Origin of the sequence: Exiguobacterium artemiae 255-15 (assembly GCF_000019905.1) — a bacterium.
Taxonomy (GTDB): Bacteria; Bacillota; Bacilli; order Exiguobacteriales; family Exiguobacteriaceae; genus Exiguobacterium_A; species Exiguobacterium_A artemiae.
In genome coordinates this window covers 2,202,567-2,222,552 of sequence record NC_010556.1, presented here as the reverse complement: position 1 = coordinate 2,222,552, position 19,986 = coordinate 2,202,567, and the positions used below count along the sequence as shown (strand labels likewise).

Sequence of the window (19,986 nt, the reverse complement as noted above, 5' to 3'; positions counted from 1 at the left end):
CCTTTTTTTAGAGTTTGTTATAATGAATCTGATTTTAAACAGAAGGAAGTGGCAGCTTGTTAAAAAGAAAAGGAATTTTACTCAGTCCGAAAGTATATTTTATTACGGTACTCAGTTATATGGCATTAGGATTATTCAGTTCTTTGATTATGGGACTAATTTTAAAGACGATTGGTGAAGGGTTAATCACAAAAGGAATCGATGCGGAAATACTCGTCACGGTCGGGCAGCAGGCTATCGCACTGACAGGGCCGGCAATCGGAGTAGCGGTTGCCTTTGCGCTCGAAGCTCCGCCGCTTGTCTTGTTTTCAGCCGTTGCGGTCGGTGCCTTTGGTTACGAAGCGGGAGGTCCTGCCGGAAGTTACGTGGCAGCCGTCATTGCGACCGAAATCGGAAAACTGATCTCAAAAACGACGCGACTCGATATCATTTTGACGCCATTCATCACCTTGCTCATCGGTTTTGTGAGTGGAAAATATGTCGGAGCTTGGATTGGAACGCTGATGACCGATTTAGGGGAAATCATCCGGTGGGGAACAGAAAGAGAACCTTTAGTCATGGGGATTTTTGTAGCGACCGTCATGGGTCTCGCTTTGACGGCTCCCATCTCGAGTGCAGCTCTCGGAATCATGTTAGGTCTGGATGGACTGGCAGCCGGTGCTGCAACGATCGGCTGTGCCGCACAAATGATCGGTTTCGGTGTCATCAGTTATCGCGATAACGGGATTGGGGGTTTCATTGCCCAAGGAATCGGCACGTCGATGTTGCAGGTGGGGAATATCATTCGAAATCCATGGACGATTGTCCCGCCGACACTGGCGGGCGCATTGCTCGCTCCATTTGCGACTGTCTTACTCACACTCGAAAGTAATCCTGAAGGATCGGGTATGGGGACAAGCGGACTGGTCGGTCCACTGATGATGCTAAAAACGATGGGATTCGAAGGCGAGTACTACTTAGCGGTTTTCGTATTGTGTTTCCTGGCACCAGCACTGATCAGTTATTTGATTTACCGTATCCTCCGTCGCATGGGACGGATTAAAGACGGGGATCTGAAAATCGAGTATTGATGAACAAATTTTTTCGATGAGTAGATAAGCAAGGGTGGCAGATTATCATTCTGCCACCCTTGCTTTTTTGTAGAGACTGACTCAAAAGTCAGTCCCTTCATGTTCACAGTGAAAAGCCGAACGCACTGGAGTAAAAACTGGTGAAAAAGACATACAAGTATAAAAGATAGAGCGGAATCAAATACCGCATCCGAACGATCGGCAATTTTCTGGCGAGCCGTTTCCCGATTGCTTCGAGCGACATGATGATGGCAAATCCGACTACAAGAAGGATCAGGATTTGAGGCAGGCTACGTTCGGAATCGATAAACGAATAGCCGTACCGGAGACAGCTTGTCATGCCGACAAAACCAACAAATCGTTCAAAAGGATGCTTAACAGGTTGATCAGTCATAATAATTTCCTTTCAGGACATTTTCTAGTTGCAGTATAGCAAACAGAGCACGAAAACGCACAGAAACATTCGAATATGCTATGATGGAGCCAATGAAAAAGCAAGTATTGAAGGAGTGTAACAGATGAAAAAATTAGAATCGAAAGAACAATTTGATCAAGCGAAAAAAGAAAAATCGATTTTCCTCTTTTCAGCGGATTGGTGCCCGGATTGCCGGTTTTTAGATCCCTTCATGCCGGAAATGGAACAGACGTTCAGTGAATTTAATTTTTATTACGTCGACCGCGATCAGCACATTGAAATTGCCCAGGAAATGGACATCTTCGGAATTCCGAGCTTTGTTGCGTATCGTGAAAATGAAGAAACGGGTCGTTATGTCGGGAAAGAACGAAAAACACCTGAACAGGTGACCGCATTTTTAGAAACAGTCTGAAACAAAAGCGAGCGCTGACTCGCTTTTTTTAATAGGAAAGGATGAAATGGATTCATGGAACTACAACAAATTCGCCGCCTCGTTACGGAGGCATTTGATACCACTCAATATACAACGTATTTCGATCGGGAAAAATCGGTTCTCCGCATCGAACGCAAACAGGATCGGACAGGAGTCGATCTGGGATTGAATCCGCTTGTAGCGAAAGCAAAGCGTCGCGGTGTCATAGCGGTCGAAGAGACGATCGAATACATTAAAGCCGTTTTGGAGCAGACGGAACCGGTTTCGCTGATTGGTCATGAACAACGGGTCTTCCCTGTCATTCGGGCAAAATCTTTTGCCGATGAGACGAAAGATGGCAAAAAAATCATCAGTACACCACATACCGGTGAAACGAAAATCATGTACGCGCTTGATTTAGGGGCTACGTACCGGTTGATTGACGAAGAATTGTTGAATCAAGCAGGATGGACGACCGAACATTTGTCAGAGGCAGCGCGGTTTAATTTAAAATCACTCGAAGCGCCGTTTAAGATGGATGAAGTGGCCGGGAATATCTTTTATTTCTTGAGTACGGGTGACGGCTACGAAGCGAGTCGTGTCTTAAACAAACAATTATTGAGCGATTACGCTGAAAAAATGACAGGAGAGTTTGCTGTCGGAATTCCGCATCAGGACGTGCTGATCTTTGCTGACATTCGAAACGACGCGGGATACGATGTTCTGCAACAATTGATGTTTGACTTCTTCACGAACGGACGGGTTCCGGTAACGGCACTTCCTTTCATGTACGAAGAAGGCAGACTCGAACCTGTCTTCGTCCTTGCAAAAAACAAGCATCCGAAAAGCTGAATAATCTGCTACAATAGGCATTGTGAGAAAGTTTGAAGGGAGTCATGGATTGCATGAATGTTTTTTATAATAAAGAAGGTGTCGGAGACGTCTTGATGGTCATCTTAGCAGATGCACCCCGCGCTGAAATCACTGCCGAAAGAAAAGGCGATGTAGCAACGATTTTCCATGGCGAAGACGTAATTGGCTATAACATCTTCGAAGCATCAAACCAGTTTGAATTAAATGCTGTAGGACCGGTCGACTTGACACCGGAAATTGTTGAAACGATTCAACGCGTATTAGGAGAAAACGGCGTCGATTTCGAACCACGTGAAATTGATTATTCACCTAAATTCGTCGTCGGATTCGTATCATCTGCTGAAAAACATCCAGATGCGGACAAGTTGTCGGTCTGTCAAGTAGAGGTGGATGATCAGACATTGCAAATCGTCTGTGGAGCACCAAACGTTGCTGCCGGACAAAAAGTAGTCGTCGCTAAACCCGGCGCAGTCATGCCGTCCGGATTAATCATTCGTCCGTCCGCTTTACGTGGAGTGGCTTCTAGTGGAATGCTTTGTTCTGCACGGGAACTCGCATTGCCGGATGCACCGCAGGAAAAAGGAATTCTTGTTCTCGAGGATACGGCAAAAACGGGAGAAGCATTTTTAATCGGTCGATAATTCGGCCGATTTTTTAACAAGATGGAGGGGTGAGGGAATGAGCAATCGTTATGAACAGTCGTTAAAGGAACAGGCAGCACGAATTCGACGTGAATTAGCAGGCGAAAAAGAAACAAAACCCGTTGAACGGCCTAAAAAAGAAGAGCGTGAAGATCGTTTCGTGTTGACGGATGTTCCATCGCCTATTTACGGATTCCAACGGCCTAGAAAGCAACGGTCGATCCAAGAGGAAATCCATTCGGAAGAATCTGAAGTCGATGTTTCAAGTGTACAGGAAGAGGAAAAATCAGAAGAGTCGCTTGAACATGAGACAGAAGAATTGAACGAAGAGTCGCGGATCGAGACGATGGAACAGACGGATCTAACCGAAGCGGATGCTGGCTTAGTACCGATGACAGATTCAGAGATTCTCGTTCCGGAACCGTCGATTGAAGAAAATTCTTCGCCGGAGGATATTGTCGAAAATCAAGTCGAAGCACAAGCGTCAACAGAAACTCTTCTTCCTGAAGAAGAAGAAGATGCAGTTGAAGAAGCAGAAAATCCGGGTGCAGAAGAAACGGACAAAGAAGAAACAGTGGAAACGCAAATCGAAGCGACTCCTGAGGTTCCTGTAGCAGATCAGACGGTACAGGAAGAAACAGAAACCATTCCGTCCTCAACAGATATGGTACACGTGGATTCTCAGATGGAAGAACCGCTCTCTGCCGACGACGCTTCAGTTGATGAAATGAAGCAAGTAGTTGCAGTGGAAACAGAACCGACGGCAAACCAGTCGATTCAAATCAAAAAGCCGGTCGGTCCGCCGGTAAACGTCGTGATGACGACGAAGGACTTGATGGCGATGTATCGTGCACGTCGGGAACAAAATAATTTACATGGTAAAAAATAAGTCGGTTTGCTATAATGGTACAGGTTTTGTACCCAAGCCCGATGGTACGGACCGGAACGTGAATTGGAGGGCTCATATATGACAAATTATCATTTTGTAGGGATTAAAGGAACAGGGATGAGTGCGCTCGCCCAAGTACTGCATGAAATGAATCATCAAGTACAAGGTTCTGATATTGACAAGCATATTTTTACAGAGGATGCCTTACGGGCAAAAGGAATTCCGTTTTTCCCGTTTAGTGCGGAAAACATTAAAGAAGATCAAGTCATCATCCAAGGGAATGCTTTTGGGGATGACCATCCAGAAATTGCTCGGGCAAAGGAACTGGATTTGACGATTTATCACTATTACGATTTCTTGGGGCATTTAGCAGATGAGTATCGGTCTGTTGCGATTACAGGATCACATGGTAAAACATCGACGACTGGTTTACTCTCGCACGTCTTGAGTGGAATTACACCAACGGCATTTCTGATTGGTGATGGAACAGGTGCCGGTGTGGCAGAAGCAAAAGCATTTGTCTTTGAAGCGTGCGAGTACAAACGCCACTTCTTATATTACAAACCGGACTATGCCATCATGACGAACATTGACTTCGACCATTCTGACTACTTTACGGGAATCGACGACGTCGTCTCGGCATTCCAAGAGATGGCGATGCAGGTCAAACAAGCAATCGTTGCTTGTGGAGATGACGAGCACCTGCAAAACCTTCAGGCGAATGTTCCGATTCTGTATTATGGTTTTGGAGAAAATAATGATTTCCGTGCAGAAAACGCGACGTCGACGCCGGACGGAACATCATTTGATGTCTATCTCCGGGATGATTTTTACGGGACGTTCCTGATTCCTGGTTTTGGCCGACACCATGTCTTGAATGCGTTGTCTGTCATTGCGATCTGCCAGTATGAAGGACTGAACAAAGAAGAAGTCGCTGCACGTCTGTCTACATTCGGTGGAGTGAAACGTCGTTTTAGCGAAACAAACTTCGGTTCGCAAATCCTTGTTGACGACTACGCGCATCACCCGAAAGAAATCAGTGCGACGATTGAATCGGCACGCAAGAAATATCCGGATCGTGAAGTCGTAGCGATTTTCCAACCGCATACGTATACCCGCTTAAAGTCATTCATGGATGATTTTGCGACATCATTACGTGAGGCGGATGCTACTTATCTGTGTGAAATCTTTGGATCGGCACGTGAGCAAGAAGGGCAAGTCCGTGTAGAAGATTTACAAGATAAAGTGCCGGGGTCTGATATTTTGACGCGGGACAATGTATCGATTTTACGTAAACATGAAAATGCCGTGTTGCTCTTTATGGGAGCAGGAGACATTCAAACGTATCAACACCAGTACGAGAACGCAAAGTAATATCGTGAAGTATAAACAGGCGCTGACATTCATTTGTCAGCGTCTTTTTTGTCGGTTTCGTGAAACAAAAAATCGGAAGTGATTTTGAGGAGAAATCTGTTGAATTTTTGATTGCATCTTAAATTGATTTTTGGAATAGTGGGGGTATGTTATTTAGAAAGGAAAGACGTCATGGGACAAATTTTACTCATCTTACTGTTGCAGCTGATTTACGTACCTGTTTTGACACTACGTACCATCATGCTCGTCAAAGGAAGAACTATCATTGCAGGTGTGTTAGGAACGGTTGAAACGTTGATTTATATCTTTGCGCTCGGAATCGTATTCCGTGACTTGACGACAGTCGGCATGATTGTCTACGCCCTTGGATTCGGGCTTGGAATTCTGATCGGAGGATTCGTCGAACGGAAGCTGGCAATCGGATACAACATGATTCAAGTGCATACACAGGACTTCCCAGCAGAGCTGATTCAGGTCATCCGGGATAACGGATTCGGAGTCACGCATTATCAAGGGCAGGGCCGTGATGGAATTCGATACCGTCTGGATGTACTAGCAGCCCGGACGAGAATGAAAGTGTTGCGTAATCTGGTCGAGGAATATGAACCAAAAGCTTTTCTTGTCGCATTTGATTCCGTTGATTTCAAAGGAGGCTATATGCTCAAGGGATTAAAACGATCCCAGTAAGGAATTTCATCATCGGTCTCTGAAAGAATCTCCCATGAAATCATGTTTAAGTTTTGTTATTTAAGGATAAAGACGATATAGAACAAAACACAGTTTTATGAGAGGAGAGATCGATCATGATTAGTAATCACGCTAAGAGTGCTTTAAACCAACAGGTGGCAAACTACGGGGTACTGTTTGTAAAACTTCATAACTACCACTGGTACATTAAAGGTCCTGATTTCTTGACGCTGCATGTAAAACTTGAAGAGTTATACACTTGGGTTTCAGAACAATATGATGTCGTGGCAGAACGTCTGTTGATGAACAATGGAATGCCTTCTGCGACGCTGAAGGAATATTTAGAGCAGACGACGCTTGAAGAAGCAAAACCGGGTTTATCGGCAGATGAAATGGTGGAGTCGGTCATCAGTGATTTCCAACAGATTCGCAAAGAAATGCTAGATGCAATCGTTCATCTTGAATCACAAGACGTAACGGTTGAAGATGATTTGCTGGCACAAGCAAAAGAAATCGAGAAACAAATTTGGATGTTGCGCGCGACATTAAAAAAATAACTTAAAAAAGCGGATGGCTTCATCCTATGTGGAATAAGCCATCCGTTTTCCCTTACTTTAAGTTTTCAGGATTCAAGACGTCGAGTTCAGGTAAAACGAAGCGACCGTCTTTGCGAATCAAAACATCATCAAACCAGATTTCTCCGCCGCCGTAATCCGGACGTTGAATGTTCACCAAATCCCAGTGAATGGATGAGTCGTTTCCGTTATACGCTTCAGCATATGCTTGACCAGGCGTAAAGTGGAAACTGCCGTCGATTTTTTCATCAAACAAGATATCTTTCATCGGGTGTTGGATGAATGGGTTGACACCGATTGCGAATTCTCCGACGAAACGAGCTCCGGCATCTGTATCAAATACTTGGTTGATGCGTTCCGTATCATTCGCAGTCGCTTCGACGATTTTTCCGTCTTTAAATGTCAACGTGACATTTTCGAACGTGAATCCTTGATACGGTGATGGTGTGTTGTATGCAATCGTTCCATTGATGGAATCCTTGACCGGAGCAGTAAAGACTTCACCGTCTGGGATGTTGGCATTACCGGCACATTTGATTGCTGGAATGTCCTTGATGGAGAACGATAAATCTGTTCCAGGACCAACGAGGCGGACGCGATCTGTCCGATTCATCAAATCAACAAGCGGTGTCATCGCTTCACCCATTTTGGCATAATCCAATGTACAGACGTCGAAATAAAAATCTTCGAAGGCTTCCGTCGATTGATTGGCCAGTTGCGCCATCGAAGCGGTCGGGAAACGCAGAACGACCCATTTCGTACCTTTGACCCGGTCTTCGGTATGCATCTTGCCGAGTGTTTGACCGTACAGCTTCATCTTGTCAGACGGAACGTCAGACAGTTCGTTGATATTGTCGCCGGCACGCAACCCGATATAAGCATCCATTGCCTGCATTTGTTTTTGTTCGATGTCCGCCATCAGTTGAAGCTGTTCTTCCGACGCATTGCGGTACAATTTCCGTAACACGCGGTTATCCTTTAAGAGGACGAATGGAAGGCCACCGGCTTCATAAGCGGCATCAACGAGTGCTTCGACAAGTTCACGTTCGATTCCGAAATTCTCGATCAAGACTTTTTCACCAGGAGCAAGTGCTACTGAATAATTGATAAGATTCGTTGCGAGTTGTGTTAGACGTGGGTCACGCATGAAAAGTTCCTCCTCAAAATGATGTATGTAGGTTTCATTTATCATTGTAACGGAAATAAACCATTTGGAGTAGCAGGAACCATCGCTTCTACGTCGAACTACCAACTAGACACTAGCAAAAGAAATTGGAGGCACGAACCATGGAAATCACATTAGGCGGAATTGCCGGACTGGTCGCTGCGATTGCATTCGTAGTACTCGTCATCTTCCTCGCACGCGTATTGAGCGCAGCAGGCAAGACACTTAACAACGTAGCAGATACGACAGCAGGGCTTGAGCGTCAATTAGACGGCATCATGATGGAGACGACAGCGTTGTTACACAAAACGAACCGTCTTGTCGATACGATTGAAGAAAAAACAGAATTACTTGCACCGGTTGCGAACTCGATCGAAGAACTCGGAACATCGCTCAATAAAGTAACCGATTCAGTCCGGACCGTATCTGATACGGTTGCAGGTGCTGCCGATACAAACAAAGAACAAATCGCACAAGCTGTCCGTTGGGGATCAGTCGCGGTTGAACTGTTTAAAAAAAATAAGCCTGAACCAGGCCAAGACGTGACCTCTTCGACAACAGCTACAACAACAATCGAAAAGAAACCGCGTCGTCGCTTCCGTAAAAAAGCAGAAACACCGGTTACACCGGAAATCGTTTCTGTCCCGGATGTCGAGAGTATTCCAGATGAGTTGAAGGGAGATCGTTCATAATGACAAAACAACATCCATACCAAGCACAAGATACTTCTAAAGGTGGCGGATTCCTTGCCGGCATCATCGTCGGTGGACTAATCGGCGCAGCAGCGGCTTTATTATCAAGTCCGAAATCGGGTCGTGAAATGCGCGGAATGCTTGATGAGCGGACAGCACCGGCACGCCAACGTTTAAACGAACAGACACAGGTCGTTCGCGAAAAAGCAGAACCACTCGTAGGCGAATGGATTCAATTAGCAAAAGATAAAGCAGCACCTGTCATTGAAAAAGCGAAAAAGAATCCGACAGTCCAGGAAGCGGCGCAATATGCCGGTTTTGAAAAAGACCAATCGAGCATCGATGCTGCACTTGCAGAAGCGGAACAACTGGTCCGTGATATCGAACGTGAAATCGGGGATGAAGTGGACGGCGCTTCTGTCGCAGAACAACTCGATACAGAAACCGTTGCAGAACTGTCGGATTTCCGTGAGCATCTCGAAGAAGAGCAGGATGATTCAGAAGATGAGGATAACGATCCTCAGTCAAAATTAAGCCATGAAAAGAAACCTAAAAAATAAAGAATCGGAGCGTACTGCCTGACTTTTAACGGGTAGTACGCTTTCTTTATATACAATTGCAAAAGAGTTCGCTATAATTAGTTGCTATTACGAGCTATATGCTGATTAGGGAGTGGTAGAAGAGTGGATCAACATGCAGAATTGAAACGTTTACGGGATGAACTTGATTTAGTGAACGCTGAGTTGCTGGCGTTAATTAATAAACGAGGGGAAATAGCGGTTGAAATTGGTGAAGTTAAACGTGCCCAGGGAATCGACCGGTATGATCCGGTCCGTGAACGCCAGATGCTTGAATCGATTGCAGCGAGCAATCATGGTCCATTTGAAACAGGACGCCTACAGCACGTATTTAAAGAAATTTTTAAAGCCTCACTTGAACTTCAAGGGGAGGATCGGACACGGAAGTTGTTAGTCTCGAGAAAACAAAAACCTACGAATACAATCATTCGCATCGGGGATGATGTGATTGGTGATGGTTCCCAACAATTGATTGCCGGTCCATGTGCAGTCGAAAGTGAAGAACAGGTGTTTGAGGTGGCAGAGCAACTTGCGAAACATGGTGTTCGATTCATGCGTGGCGGTGCTTACAAACCACGGACATCACCATACGATTTCCAAGGTCTTGGATTAGAGGGATTAAAGATGTTGAAAAAAGCAGCTGATGCGCATGGTCTTCATGTCATCTCTGAAATCATGACGCCAAGCGCGGTCGAATCAGCACTTCCTTACGTCGACATCATTCAAGTCGGTGCCCGCAACATGCAGAACTTTGACTTATTGAAAGAAGTAGGGCGGACGAACAAGCCGGTGCTGTTGAAGCGGGGCTTATCGGCTACACTTGAAGAATTCATGTACGCTGCGGAATACATCATGGCAAGCGGAAATGAACAGGTGATCCTATGCGAACGCGGAATTCGGACGTATGAACGGGCGACCCGCAATACACTCGATATCTCCGCCGTTCCGATTCTCAAACAAGAAACGCATCTTCCGGTCATGGTCGATGTAACCCATTCGACGGGCCGTAAAGACTTACTTCTTCCGACTGCAAAAGCAGCGTATGCGATCGGAGCTGATGCCGTTATGGTAGAAGTCCATCCGTTTCCGGCGCTTGCGTTATCGGATGCAAACCAACAATTAGATTTTAATGAGTTCGATTCGTTCATCGAGAATCTGACTTCTACTTTTCCGGCACTAAACGTTCAATGATTTTCTAAAAAGACTGTTCTTTAGCGAATGAAAACGTTTTACAATGAGGGAAGAATGGGAAAAGAAAGTTATCTTTTCCTGTCTTCCTTTCGTGTTGCCTAAAAATGAAAACAAGAATGAAAACAAAAAGGTTGTCTAAAATAAGGAGGAATTTGTTTTGAACAGTAATATAACGATTTATGATGTCGCACGGGAAGCCGCCGTCTCCATGGCGACCGTCTCGCGTGTAGTGAATGGAAATCCGAACGTCAAACCGTCGACACGGAAAAAAGTACAGGATGCCATCGACCAGCTCGGCTACCGTCCGAATGCCGTCGCGCGAGGTCTTGCCAGTAAGAAAACGACGACTGTCGGGGTTATCGTACCGGATATTTCAAATATCTTTTTTGCAGATTTAGCGCGGGGAATTGAAGATGTTGCAACGATGTATAAGTACAATATCATCCTATGTAACTCAGATCAAAATCCTGAAAAAGAAATTCATTTGTTGAATACGTTACTTGGTAAACAAGTCGATGGAATCATCTTCATGGGCGGGCGTCTTCATGAAGATCTTGTCCGTGAATTTAAAACATCACCTGTTCCGATTGTATTGGCGGCTACTTTAAACCAAGATTATGATTTGCCGGCCGTTAATATTGATTACGAAAGTGCTGCACATGATGCTGTAAAATCTCTGATTGACAATGGTCATAAACGGATCGGATTCATTACTGGGCCACTGGAACAACAAATTAATGGCGAAAAGAAATTTGCCGGCTACCGGAGCGCCTTGGAAGAAGCTAATTTACCGTTTGATGAGCAAAACGTTGTCCTTGGGAACTATACGTATGATTCAGGCATGAAGGCGATGAACCAATTACTTGAACTCGGGGATGCTTGTCCGCGTGCGATTTTTGCGGGAACAGATGAAATGGCACTTGGTGTCATTCACGCTCTGCAAGACGCCGGTCACCAAGTACCGGAAGATTTCGAAGTCATCGGACATGACAACACACGTCTTGCGACGATGATTCGTCCGAAGCTGACGACGGTCGTACAACCGATGTATGATATCGGCGCAGTATCAATGCGTTTATTGACGAAAATCCTCAATAAAGAAGAAATCGAGACAAATAACGTGACGTTACCACACCGTATCGAACAACGTGATTCGACACGTTCTTGATTAAAAAAAGACAATGAATCAAAAAGAAATCACCCGTGCTTTCACGCCTTTTCCTCAGGCGAGACACAAGACCCGCTTTCCTGTAGGAGTCGTGTGAAAAGAGTGATTCTTTTTAAACGGGAAAGGGCGGCAGATTTCAAATCTGCCGCCCTTTTTTATTACTTAACTGAAATGGTTTGATCCTGATGATGATGTAATTGATCGTTCTCGACATGAAGTCGGATGATGGTCTTGCCTGGATGTGTTAACGAAACTTCCCCTACGTATTGATCTGATTTTTTAGTGAGCAGCAGATACGTATGTTTTTCGACACCGGGCTCGATGACTTCGATTTGAACATCTGCCTGGAGCGGTTTGCCGTTTAGGAAGACATGAAAGGAGACGGGAAGTTTTGACCCGGCTTTCATTGTTTTAGCGCCCATGTAATGAACAGACAGTCCTTCGACGGTCGCATGCTCATGTGCCTGTTCAGTCGTGTCTTTTTTTGTGTCTTCATGGGAGTGATCCATGACGACGAATGAGATTTTATCCATATGATGAAGTCCGTTCTTATCGTTGATATGATAAAGACCTTCGTATTCGCCTTCGGCAAGCTTGGCTTCGGCTTGATAAGTACCGGTCTTTTTTAAGGCTGCTTTGAATTTTTGATGAACCGCTTCTTTTTCATCGGCTTTCCAGACTTCAAAAGCTACGTTTTCCAGATTAACAGCCTTTTTGTTTTCAAGTGCTGTCGCTTGGAAAACTACTTTTTGGTTTTCCATCGTCTTCGCCGGTACATCAACTGTAACGTCGACCGGTTTTTTTCCCGAGCCTTGCATTGTATCGTGATCCATTGATTGTTTGTCATTCGCGCATCCGGCAAGCAAAAGTCCTGTCGCGAAAAACATCCCCATGAAGCCTATTGTTTTTTTCTTCAACACGGATTCCCCCAATTTTCGTTTACTAAATAAAGTAATGAAAGCTTATTCAGTATAACAAGAACTTGTGAAATGCCCACGAAGTAATTGTGAAAAGAACAAGACATTTTTAATCATTTGAATAAGGGGAGGAGAATGATAAATGTTCTTTTTTAGAATCATCGATGAACGGCCACAGTAATCGTTTAACGGTCTCCCAGTTTTTTTCTTCGATTTCCGGACGACGAGGAATCATCGGATACAGCGGAACAGGATCGGCCCATGTCACCGGAACCGTCGGACTCTCTTTCTGCCATCGCTGAATCCATTCTTCCGGAAGATTCCCGTGGAAGGGAGACTGATTCGTTAAAGCAGCAAATACTTGACTCCAGGCGCGAGGGACGACGCGGTACCAATCGTACCCGCCGCCACCTAAAGCGACAATCCGGCCGTCTGTGTACCGGTCAGCAGCCTCAACAGCGATTTGAGGAATCTGTTCGTAGCTTTCCATCGTTAACGACAGATGGGTCAAGGGATCAAGGGCATGTGCATCTGCACCATTTTGAGTAATGATGAGATCCGGTTTAAAGAGTTCGCATGCTTCGAACAAAACAGTCCGGTAAGCCTGCAAAAAAGAAGCGTCTTCCGTAAAAGCGTCAAAGGGAACATTCCAGCTCCAGCCGTAGCCTTCCTCTGCTCCACGCTCCGTCACCATTCCGGTTCCGGGAAATAAGTAACGTCCGGTTTCGTGAAGCGACAATGTCATGACATCCGCCCGGTTGTAAAACGCCCATTGAACACCATCACCGTGATGGGCATCGGTATCGACGTATAAAATCCGGCAATCGTATTTTTGAATCATGGCTGCCATCGCGACGGCAGTGTCGTTGTAGATACAAAAACCGGAAGCCCGTCCGCGAAAGCCGTGATGCAGTCCACCTCCGATATGGAATGTCCGCCGGTATTGACCGGACAGGACGAGTTCGCATGCTTCAATCGTTCCGCCGACGAGCAAGGCCGCACTCTCATGCATCTGGTCAAACAGCGGGGTATCCTCAGTCCCTAATCCGTACATTTGCGCCTTCATCGGAGAAAGTTCGCCGTGTCCTGCGAGTTTCACCGCCTGTATGTAGTCCGCATCGTGTATCAGCGACAATTCCTCGTCGGTTGCCCGACGGGGGACGATGCAATCGACGGTCTCGAGAGCACCGGTTGCTTCCAACAGCGACAAGGTCAATTCGAGTCGGATCGGATTAAACGGATGGGAGTCGGAGAACCGGTAGGCGGCCTCTTCCGGGCTGTAAAGATAAGCAAACTCCTTCATCGGCTCATGTCAGGACCGACGACGTCGAATCCTTCCTTTCGTAATTTTTCGATGACGCGGATTGGATTCATTGTTTGGACACGAAAAGCGACGATTCGGACGTACGGATCATTTGTCGGGTAGACCAGGACGTTTAGGATGTTGACGTTTGTTTTCGCCAGGAGTCCGGCAATTTTAGCAAGTGTTCCTGCCGTATTTTCGACGCGGACTTCGATTTGGGAACTCGGTTCAAGGGCACCAGTCAATTGGACGAATGTCCGCAACAAATCCGTCTCTGTCACTAAGCCGACCAATCTTCGTCCCCGCACAATCGGAAGACAGGAGAGACGGTGTTCGTAAAATAAGACCGCCGCATCTTCGATGAAATCGAGCGGGTGAGCGGTGATGGGTGTTCGTTGCATGATGCTTGAAACAGCATTTTGCTGATCCTTCAAAAAAGTTTCCGGGTGAAAGACGCTGCTTGCGCTTTGCATCTCCTGAAGACCAATCAGCCCGAGCAGTTCCTGACGGGCGTTCGTCACAGGCAAGTGACGGATTTTGTGACGGCGCATCAACTCAGCCGCATGAGCAATTGAATTCGTAGGTTGGATGGTGATACAGTGTGTCTTCATGATTTGTTCGATTAACATGCGATCCCTCCTTAATCGTACATGAAGCGACGGCGGAGCCGTAAGGCATCGAAATGCGCTACGACTTCAGGTGCGACATGTTTACCGATCCGTGCCATTAAACAATTGGCAGGATGCGAGGCGATTTCTGGATCGTCCGTCGGGAAAAACACCAAACCACCGTGATTCATCATCTTTTCCATGATTTTGCGGTAGTCCCAAACGGATAAACCACTTCCTTTTAAATCCCAGTGCCAATAATATTCTGTCGTTAAAATCAAATAATGTTCCATCGCCGGATCGAGCATCGAAACTTCGAGGAGTTTCTTACCGATTTGTTGTCCCCGAAAACGGGCTGCCACTTCGATGGCACCCAGTTCTAAAATATACGGATTGTTCCCTTCGCTCCATGTCTCATACGGATCGGGATACAGGAATGTTACGTAGCCGATGATATCATTTCCTTGTCGGGCGATGATGATGCGTCCTTCTTCCAACGCAGCGATCTCAACGAGTGCTTCGTGTTGCTCCGCTGGTTGTCGAAAAGCTGTCAGCCCGGGATCGAGTTTGTAAGTAGCAAGGATCTGGCTTGTGACTGGTCCTTCGATTTCCACCGGACCAAGCGATGTTTCAAGAGTACGATGATTGAATTGTTTTTCAAACATGTAAGCGTCACCACCTTCTTGTTCATTATAATCGAAAGCAGCAAAAGAAAGAGAGGGATTTTTTAACAAATTGACGGCAAATGGATTGAACTACACAATAACTAGCTTATAATGTAGGAGAGAACAGTGAAGGGGAGGAACGAGACATGAAAGTTTTGAAAGCGCTTCCGGGGGAGCATTGGTTATCCGAATATGATGGTTCAGATTCATATGATTGGCAAGAAGCGGAACAGTATTTTTCGTGGTCGACGACGGGGAAAGTCAACATGGCCTACGAAGCAATCGATCGTCATGCAGAAGGTGAACGTGCCAATAAGACGGCATTGATTTATTTTGACGGGACAACGGAACAGACGTTTACGTATGCCGATATGAAAAGACTGACGAATAAAGCGGCGAACGTCCTGAAAGACGCAGGAATCGAAGCGGGAGATCGGATTTTCATTTTCATGCCACGTTCACCGGAATTGTATTTTGCCTTACTCGGTGCGTTGAAAGTCGGCGCGATTGTCGGTCCACTATTCGAAGCCTTCATGGAGCAGGCAGTCCGGGATCGCCTGCTGGATTCGGAAGCAAAAATGCTGATTACGACAAAAGCCTTATTGCCGCGTGTTCCTGTTGATGAGCTGACATCTCTCGAACAGATTTTCCTGGTTGATGAAGACGTCGAGGAAGACGATAAAATCAAGGACTTCCGACAAGCGTTTCAACAAGCATCTGAATCGTTTGAGCCTGTCTGGCTGGACCGGGAAGATGGTTTGATTCTTCATTATACATCGGGTTCGACGGGTAAACCGAAAGGCGTTTTACATGTTCAAAATGCCATGATCCAACATATGATGACAGGACGATGGGTGCTTGATCTACAGGAAGACGACGTCTACTGGTGTACGGCAGATCCGGGATGGGTCACGGGGACAAGCTACGGTATCTTTGCACCTTTCTTAAACGGTGCGACGAATGTTGTCGTAGGCGGTCGCTTTAACCCGGACTTCTGGTACAGTGTCATCGAGAAATATAAAGTAACTGTGTGGTACAGCGCACCAACTGCTTTCCGAATGCTGATGGGAGCAGGGGCGGAAGTCGCCAATACACATGATTTGTCCAGTTTACGGCATGTCCTTTCCGTAGGAGAACCTCTTAATCCGGAAGTCATCCGCTGGGGGAAAGAAGCTTTTGATCAACGGATTCATGATACGTGGTGGATGACGGAGACAGGGGCCATGATGATCTGTAACTACAAATCCATGGATATCAAACCGGGATCGATGGGGAAACCGATTCCGGGAACAAAAGCGGCTATTGTAGATGATCAGGGAAATGAGTTACCTCCGTTCCGGATGGGAAATTTGGCATTAAAAACACCTTGGCCGTCGATGATGCGCCAAATTTGGAACAATCCGCAAAAGTACGAGTCGTATTTCTTTAAAGGGTGGTATGTATCAGGGGACTCGGCCTATATGGACGATGAAGGATACTTCTGGTTCCAGGGTCGTGTCGATGATGTCATCATGACTGCCGGAGAACGTGTTGGACCATTCGAAGTGGAAAGCCGCTTAGTCGAGCATCCGGCTGTTGCAGAAGCGGGTGTCATCGGGAAACCGGATCCGGTTCGCGGTGAAATCATTAAAGCCTTCATTTCGCTGAGAGACGGTTATGAGCCGACAGAAGAGCTCAAACAAGAAATTCAAAAGTTTGTCAAAGAAGGATTAGCCGCACATGCTGCTCCGCGTGAAATTGATTTCCGCGATAAATTACCGAAAACACGTAGTGGTAAAATCATGCGTCGTGTTTTAAAGGCGTGGGAGCTGAATCTTGAAACGGGAGATTTGTCGACGATGGAAGACTGAGGAAACATCATAAAACGAGACCATCTATTTCCGGAAAAATCGGAAGTAGGTGGTTTTATTTTTTAATTTTAAAAGGAAACCTAAAAAAACACCGACTTGTTTAGAGTCGGTGTTTGAGTGACGGAACTTGGATTACTCTGCATTTTTCCGATTCTCATCGGCTTTCTTTTTGGCATCAGCCTTGGCTTTTGCTTCATCCGCTTTACGTTTGGCATCAGCATCAGCTTTGGCTTTTGCTTCATCCGCTTTACGTTTGGCATCAGCATCAGCTTTGGCTTTTGCTTCATCCGCTTTACGTTTGGCGTCCGCATCGGCCTTGGCTTTTGCTTCATCCGCTTTACGTTTGGCATCCGCATCGGCCTTGGCTTTTGCTTCGTCCGCTTTACGTTTGGCATCCGCATCGGCCTTGGCTTTTGCTTCATCTGCTTTACGTTTGGCGTCAGCATCGGCTTTGGCTTTTGAGTCGTCCGCCTTCTGTTTCGCGTCAGCGTCGGCTTTGGCTTCTGCTTCTTTTTTCTTTCGATCTTGTTCGGCTTGCTTTTTCTTTTGATCTTCCTCTTTGAAACGACCGGTATTTTTGAAGTCGTCTGCACTGATAGAGGCTGGCTGATTGAATCGGGCACCTGACTTGAAGTAACTGCTGTTTGAGTTATATGTCAGATTTGCCATTTGAGCCCAAAGATTTTGTGTCCGTTGATAGTACGTCGTCGCACCCATCAAGGAGTTGTTTTGGTCATGTCCGGTCCAGACGGCAAGCGTGACACCAGGTGTTGAACCGACAAGATATGAGTCTTTGATTTCATTCGTCGTCCCGGTTTTACCTGCCCAATCACCAGGTGCCTTGAGTAATGAATTGGCATATTGCGCCGTTCCTTTATCAAAGACACCTCGCATCATATCAAGCGTTAAATAAGCCGTCCGATCCTGGTAAATCCGTTTTTTCTTTGATTTTGCTTTATAGATGTTTTTGCCGTCTTTCGTAATCTTCGAGATGACATACGGTTTGACGTATTGCCCGTAGTTGGCAAGTGTCGCATAGGCGCCGGCCAGTTCGACCGGTGTGATTTCCATCGTTCCTAACGCGGCAGATGGTGCATAGCGGATGTTATCGGGAATTTCAATTCCCATATCCACTAATTTTTGAATCGAGTTCGACATGTTCATCTTTTCATACGTTTTAACGGCAGGAACGTTAAGCGAGAGTTCCAGTGCTTCCCGGACAGTGACGTTTCCGCGGTAACGTCCGCCTTCGTTATTGATCGGGTTATCACCGGGTTGACGCGGAACGGTCTGGTAATAATATTCTTCGTCATTAATGGTGGATGCCGGTGTGATCAATCCGTTTTCAATTCCGTTTGAATAAACAAGAATCGGTTTAGCGGTAGAACCGATTTGGCGTTTCGCCTGGAAAGCGCGGTTGAAGTCATCCGCTGTCCCATCCGTGTAACGTCCACCGACAAATCCCAGTATCCGGCCGGTTTCATTTTGAACCATAACCGCAGCGGTCTCTTCCGGATCTTTTTTCGTGACGGTCTTTTTCGTTTTTGGATTAACGACTTGTTTGTATTGCGGCGCACTTGGGAAATTGGCCGCATTTTTAGCCGGTGCCTGCATCGCTTCATGAATCTTTTTATCGAGCGTCAAATGAATTTTATATCCACCTTGTTTCATGGCAATCATCGCCTGATCCCGGTAGTTGGCTTTGACTTCGGCCAGTTCAGAAGGTTTGACTTCATCCTCTTTAATCCCGTCCTGTTTCATGAAATAGCTGGTCATGATTTTAAGTGCTTCTTTTTCGGCTAAATCATAGACGTAAGGATACGTATCGCGGGAACGTTTTGAGGTTTTGGCAAAGTCCTTTGTAATATCGTATTTTACAGCTTTTTCATATTGGGCTTTTGTAATACTTTTTGCGACATACATCCGCTTCAAGACGGTTTTCATCCGATTGGTACTCGGCGTCAAATCTTTTTTGACGACCCCACCTTGAAGGTAAGGCGTATAGTAGTAAGGGTTTTTTGGAATACCGGCCAGGAATGCTGCTTGCGGTAATGTCAGTTTTTTAGCGGGTTTATTGAATACACCGCGTGACGCAGCTTCGATTCCGGCGATATTTCGCCCGAGTGAATTCCGTCCGAATGAAACGACGTTCAGATATGCTTGAAGAATTTCATCTTTAGTCATTGCATTTTCGAGACGAAGTGCCAAAATGATTTCTTTCGCTTTTCTTTCAAAAGATACTTCATTCGTCAAAATTTGGTTTTTAATCAATTGTTGTGTTAACGTACTTCCGCCCGTCCGAGAAGACGAGTTCGTCAATTCCTGTAAGACGGCACGTAAAGTGGCTTTTGGAACGACTCCATCATGCTCATAGAAATCAACATCTTCCGTTGATAAAACAGCATCGAGCAGATAAGGAGAAATTTCTTTGATATTGACAGGTTGACGTTCTTCGTCTGTGGCGATGTTCGTCAGCTTTTCGCCACTTCCCCAGTAGATCTCACTCGTAACGGCGTAACTGTTTACTTGTTGTTTCATTTCTGTTAGTTTCGGAGCTTTTGTATCTTTGACGAGCGAAGCGAAATAGCCGCCAGCTGCTCCGACAGAAAAACTTCCGACCAACAGGACCCCTATAATGAGGAATAAAATGATATTCCAAGACACATCATATGTGATATTTGACCAGTGCCGAACGGCTTTCGTCCGGGGATGATTCCAAAACTTGAACCAGTTCTCGCGCATAAATGATCTCCTTTACATCTTAAACTTGGGTGTAAATTAACATTAAATCACAGATAGACGTATTATACCATAACTGAAGTATTAGAAAATGGCTTGACAGTGGATTCTGCTTCAACGTATCATGGAAACAGCTTCATCAAATGTATAGTAAAATCAGCTGTGATTGGAAAA

The 19,986-nt window shown here is 45.8% G+C and carries 20 protein-coding genes and 1 other annotated feature (1 of these 21 cut by a window edge); of the genes, 13 read left to right on the top strand and 7 right to left on the bottom strand.

What is annotated here, in order from left to right; genetic code table 11:
* Positions 1 to 56: 56 nt before the first annotated feature.
* Entirely contained in the window at positions 57 to 1,070 is a 1,014-nt protein-coding gene (locus tag EXIG_RS11505) for a PTS sugar transporter subunit IIC (protein ID WP_012371124.1), read from the top strand.
* Positions 1,071 to 1,173: 103 nt separating this feature from the next.
* On the opposite strand, the gene EXIG_RS11500 is transcribed toward EXIG_RS11505, so the two are convergent.
* Positions 1,174 to 1,464 (bottom strand): hypothetical protein, encoded by a 291-nt coding sequence (locus EXIG_RS11500; RefSeq protein ID WP_012371123.1) that lies wholly within the window; start codon positions 1,462 to 1,464, stop codon positions 1,174 to 1,176.
* Positions 1,465 to 1,588: 124 nt separating this feature from the next.
* Between EXIG_RS11500 and EXIG_RS11495 the strand changes: the two genes are divergently transcribed.
* From EXIG_RS11495 to EXIG_RS11465, 7 genes are all read left to right on the top strand, one after another.
* Entirely contained in the window at positions 1,589 to 1,897 is a 309-nt protein-coding gene (locus EXIG_RS11495) for a thioredoxin family protein (RefSeq protein WP_012371122.1), read from the top strand.
* 54 nt (positions 1,898 to 1,951) lie between these two features.
* Complete coding sequence (locus EXIG_RS11490; RefSeq protein ID WP_012371121.1) at positions 1,952 to 2,749, top strand: DUF1444 domain-containing protein; 798 nt, start codon at positions 1,952 to 1,954, stop codon at positions 2,747 to 2,749.
* Between the two features lie 53 nt (positions 2,750 to 2,802).
* Positions 2,803 to 3,411 (top strand): YtpR family tRNA-binding protein, encoded by a 609-nt coding sequence (ytpR, locus tag EXIG_RS11485; protein WP_012371120.1) that lies wholly within the window; start codon positions 2,803 to 2,805, stop codon positions 3,409 to 3,411.
* A gap of 37 nt (positions 3,412 to 3,448) precedes the next feature.
* Positions 3,449 to 4,300: a hypothetical protein gene (locus EXIG_RS11480; RefSeq protein WP_012371119.1), complete on the top strand. Its 852-nt coding sequence runs from the start codon at positions 3,449 to 3,451 to the stop codon at positions 4,298 to 4,300.
* A gap of 78 nt (positions 4,301 to 4,378) precedes the next feature.
* Positions 4,379 to 5,674, top strand: coding sequence for a UDP-N-acetylmuramate--L-alanine ligase (gene murC / locus EXIG_RS11475; RefSeq protein WP_012371118.1), 1,296 nt, complete (start codon positions 4,379 to 4,381; stop codon positions 5,672 to 5,674).
* A 171-nt stretch (positions 5,675 to 5,845) separates the two neighbouring features.
* Positions 5,846 to 6,361 carry a DUF2179 domain-containing protein gene (locus EXIG_RS11470; protein ID WP_012371117.1) on the top strand — a complete coding sequence of 172 codons (516 nt, stop codon included), beginning with the start codon at positions 5,846 to 5,848 and terminating at the stop codon, positions 6,359 to 6,361.
* A 116-nt stretch (positions 6,362 to 6,477) separates the two neighbouring features.
* The gene (locus tag EXIG_RS11465) at positions 6,478 to 6,918 is read left to right on the top strand and encodes a Dps family protein (protein WP_012371116.1); all 441 of its coding nucleotides are present in this window, start codon (positions 6,478 to 6,480) and stop codon (positions 6,916 to 6,918) included.
* Between the two features lie 52 nt (positions 6,919 to 6,970).
* Here the strand turns inward: EXIG_RS11465 and EXIG_RS11460 are convergent, their stop codons facing one another.
* Positions 6,971 to 8,083 (bottom strand): aminopeptidase, encoded by a 1,113-nt coding sequence (locus tag EXIG_RS11460; RefSeq protein ID WP_012371115.1) that lies wholly within the window; start codon positions 8,081 to 8,083, stop codon positions 6,971 to 6,973.
* A gap of 140 nt (positions 8,084 to 8,223) precedes the next feature.
* On the opposite strand from EXIG_RS11460, the gene EXIG_RS11455 reads away from it, so the two are divergent.
* The 4 genes from EXIG_RS11455 to ccpA all read left to right on the top strand — a co-directional run bounded on the left by EXIG_RS11455 (position 8,224) and on the right by ccpA (position 11,730).
* Complete coding sequence (locus EXIG_RS11455; RefSeq protein ID WP_012371114.1) at positions 8,224 to 8,793, top strand: DUF948 domain-containing protein; 570 nt, start codon at positions 8,224 to 8,226, stop codon at positions 8,791 to 8,793.
* Complete coding sequence (locus EXIG_RS11450; protein ID WP_012371113.1) at positions 8,793 to 9,353, top strand: YtxH domain-containing protein; 561 nt, start codon at positions 8,793 to 8,795, stop codon at positions 9,351 to 9,353. Before EXIG_RS11455 ends, EXIG_RS11450 begins: the two co-directional genes overlap by 1 nt.
* Before the next feature lie 123 nt (positions 9,354 to 9,476).
* Positions 9,477 to 10,562 carry a bifunctional 3-deoxy-7-phosphoheptulonate synthase/chorismate mutase gene (locus EXIG_RS11445; protein WP_012371112.1) on the top strand — a complete coding sequence of 362 codons (1,086 nt, stop codon included), beginning with the start codon at positions 9,477 to 9,479 and terminating at the stop codon, positions 10,560 to 10,562.
* Between the two features lie 157 nt (positions 10,563 to 10,719).
* Positions 10,720 to 11,730 carry a catabolite control protein A gene (gene ccpA / locus EXIG_RS11440; RefSeq protein ID WP_012371111.1) on the top strand — a complete coding sequence of 337 codons (1,011 nt, stop codon included), beginning with the start codon at positions 10,720 to 10,722 and terminating at the stop codon, positions 11,728 to 11,730.
* 158 nt (positions 11,731 to 11,888) lie between these two features.
* Here the strand turns inward: ccpA and EXIG_RS11435 are convergent, their stop codons facing one another.
* The 4 genes from EXIG_RS11435 to EXIG_RS11420 form a co-directional block, all read right to left on the bottom strand.
* Positions 11,889 to 12,623 (bottom strand): FixH family protein, encoded by a 735-nt coding sequence (locus EXIG_RS11435; RefSeq protein ID WP_234944535.1) that lies wholly within the window; start codon positions 12,621 to 12,623, stop codon positions 11,889 to 11,891.
* Positions 12,624 to 12,756: 133 nt separating this feature from the next.
* Positions 12,757 to 13,950, bottom strand: a complete 1,194-nt coding sequence (locus tag EXIG_RS11430; protein WP_012371109.1) for an acetoin utilization protein AcuC — start codon at positions 13,948 to 13,950, stop codon at positions 12,757 to 12,759.
* Positions 13,947 to 14,579 (bottom strand): acetoin utilization AcuB family protein, encoded by a 633-nt coding sequence (locus EXIG_RS11425; protein ID WP_012371108.1) that lies wholly within the window; start codon positions 14,577 to 14,579, stop codon positions 13,947 to 13,949. The genes EXIG_RS11430 and EXIG_RS11425 overlap by 4 nt, the downstream gene beginning before the upstream one ends.
* Positions 14,580 to 14,590: 11 nt before the next feature.
* Positions 14,591 to 15,223, bottom strand: coding sequence for a GNAT family N-acetyltransferase (locus EXIG_RS11420; protein ID WP_012371107.1), 633 nt, complete (start codon positions 15,221 to 15,223; stop codon positions 14,591 to 14,593).
* A 146-nt stretch (positions 15,224 to 15,369) separates the two neighbouring features.
* On the opposite strand from EXIG_RS11420, the gene acsA reads away from it, so the two are divergent.
* Positions 15,370 to 17,073: an acetate--CoA ligase gene (acsA, locus tag EXIG_RS11415; RefSeq protein WP_012371106.1), complete on the top strand. Its 1,704-nt coding sequence runs from the start codon at positions 15,370 to 15,372 to the stop codon at positions 17,071 to 17,073.
* A gap of 132 nt (positions 17,074 to 17,205) precedes the next feature.
* On the opposite strand, the gene EXIG_RS11410 is transcribed toward acsA, so the two are convergent.
* Positions 17,206 to 19,815, bottom strand: coding sequence for a transglycosylase domain-containing protein (locus EXIG_RS11410; RefSeq protein ID WP_012371105.1), 2,610 nt, complete (start codon positions 19,813 to 19,815; stop codon positions 17,206 to 17,208).
* Positions 19,816 to 19,965: 150 nt separating this feature from the next.
* Positions 19,966 to 19,986, top strand: a binding site (T-box leader); it runs 181 nt beyond the window's last position.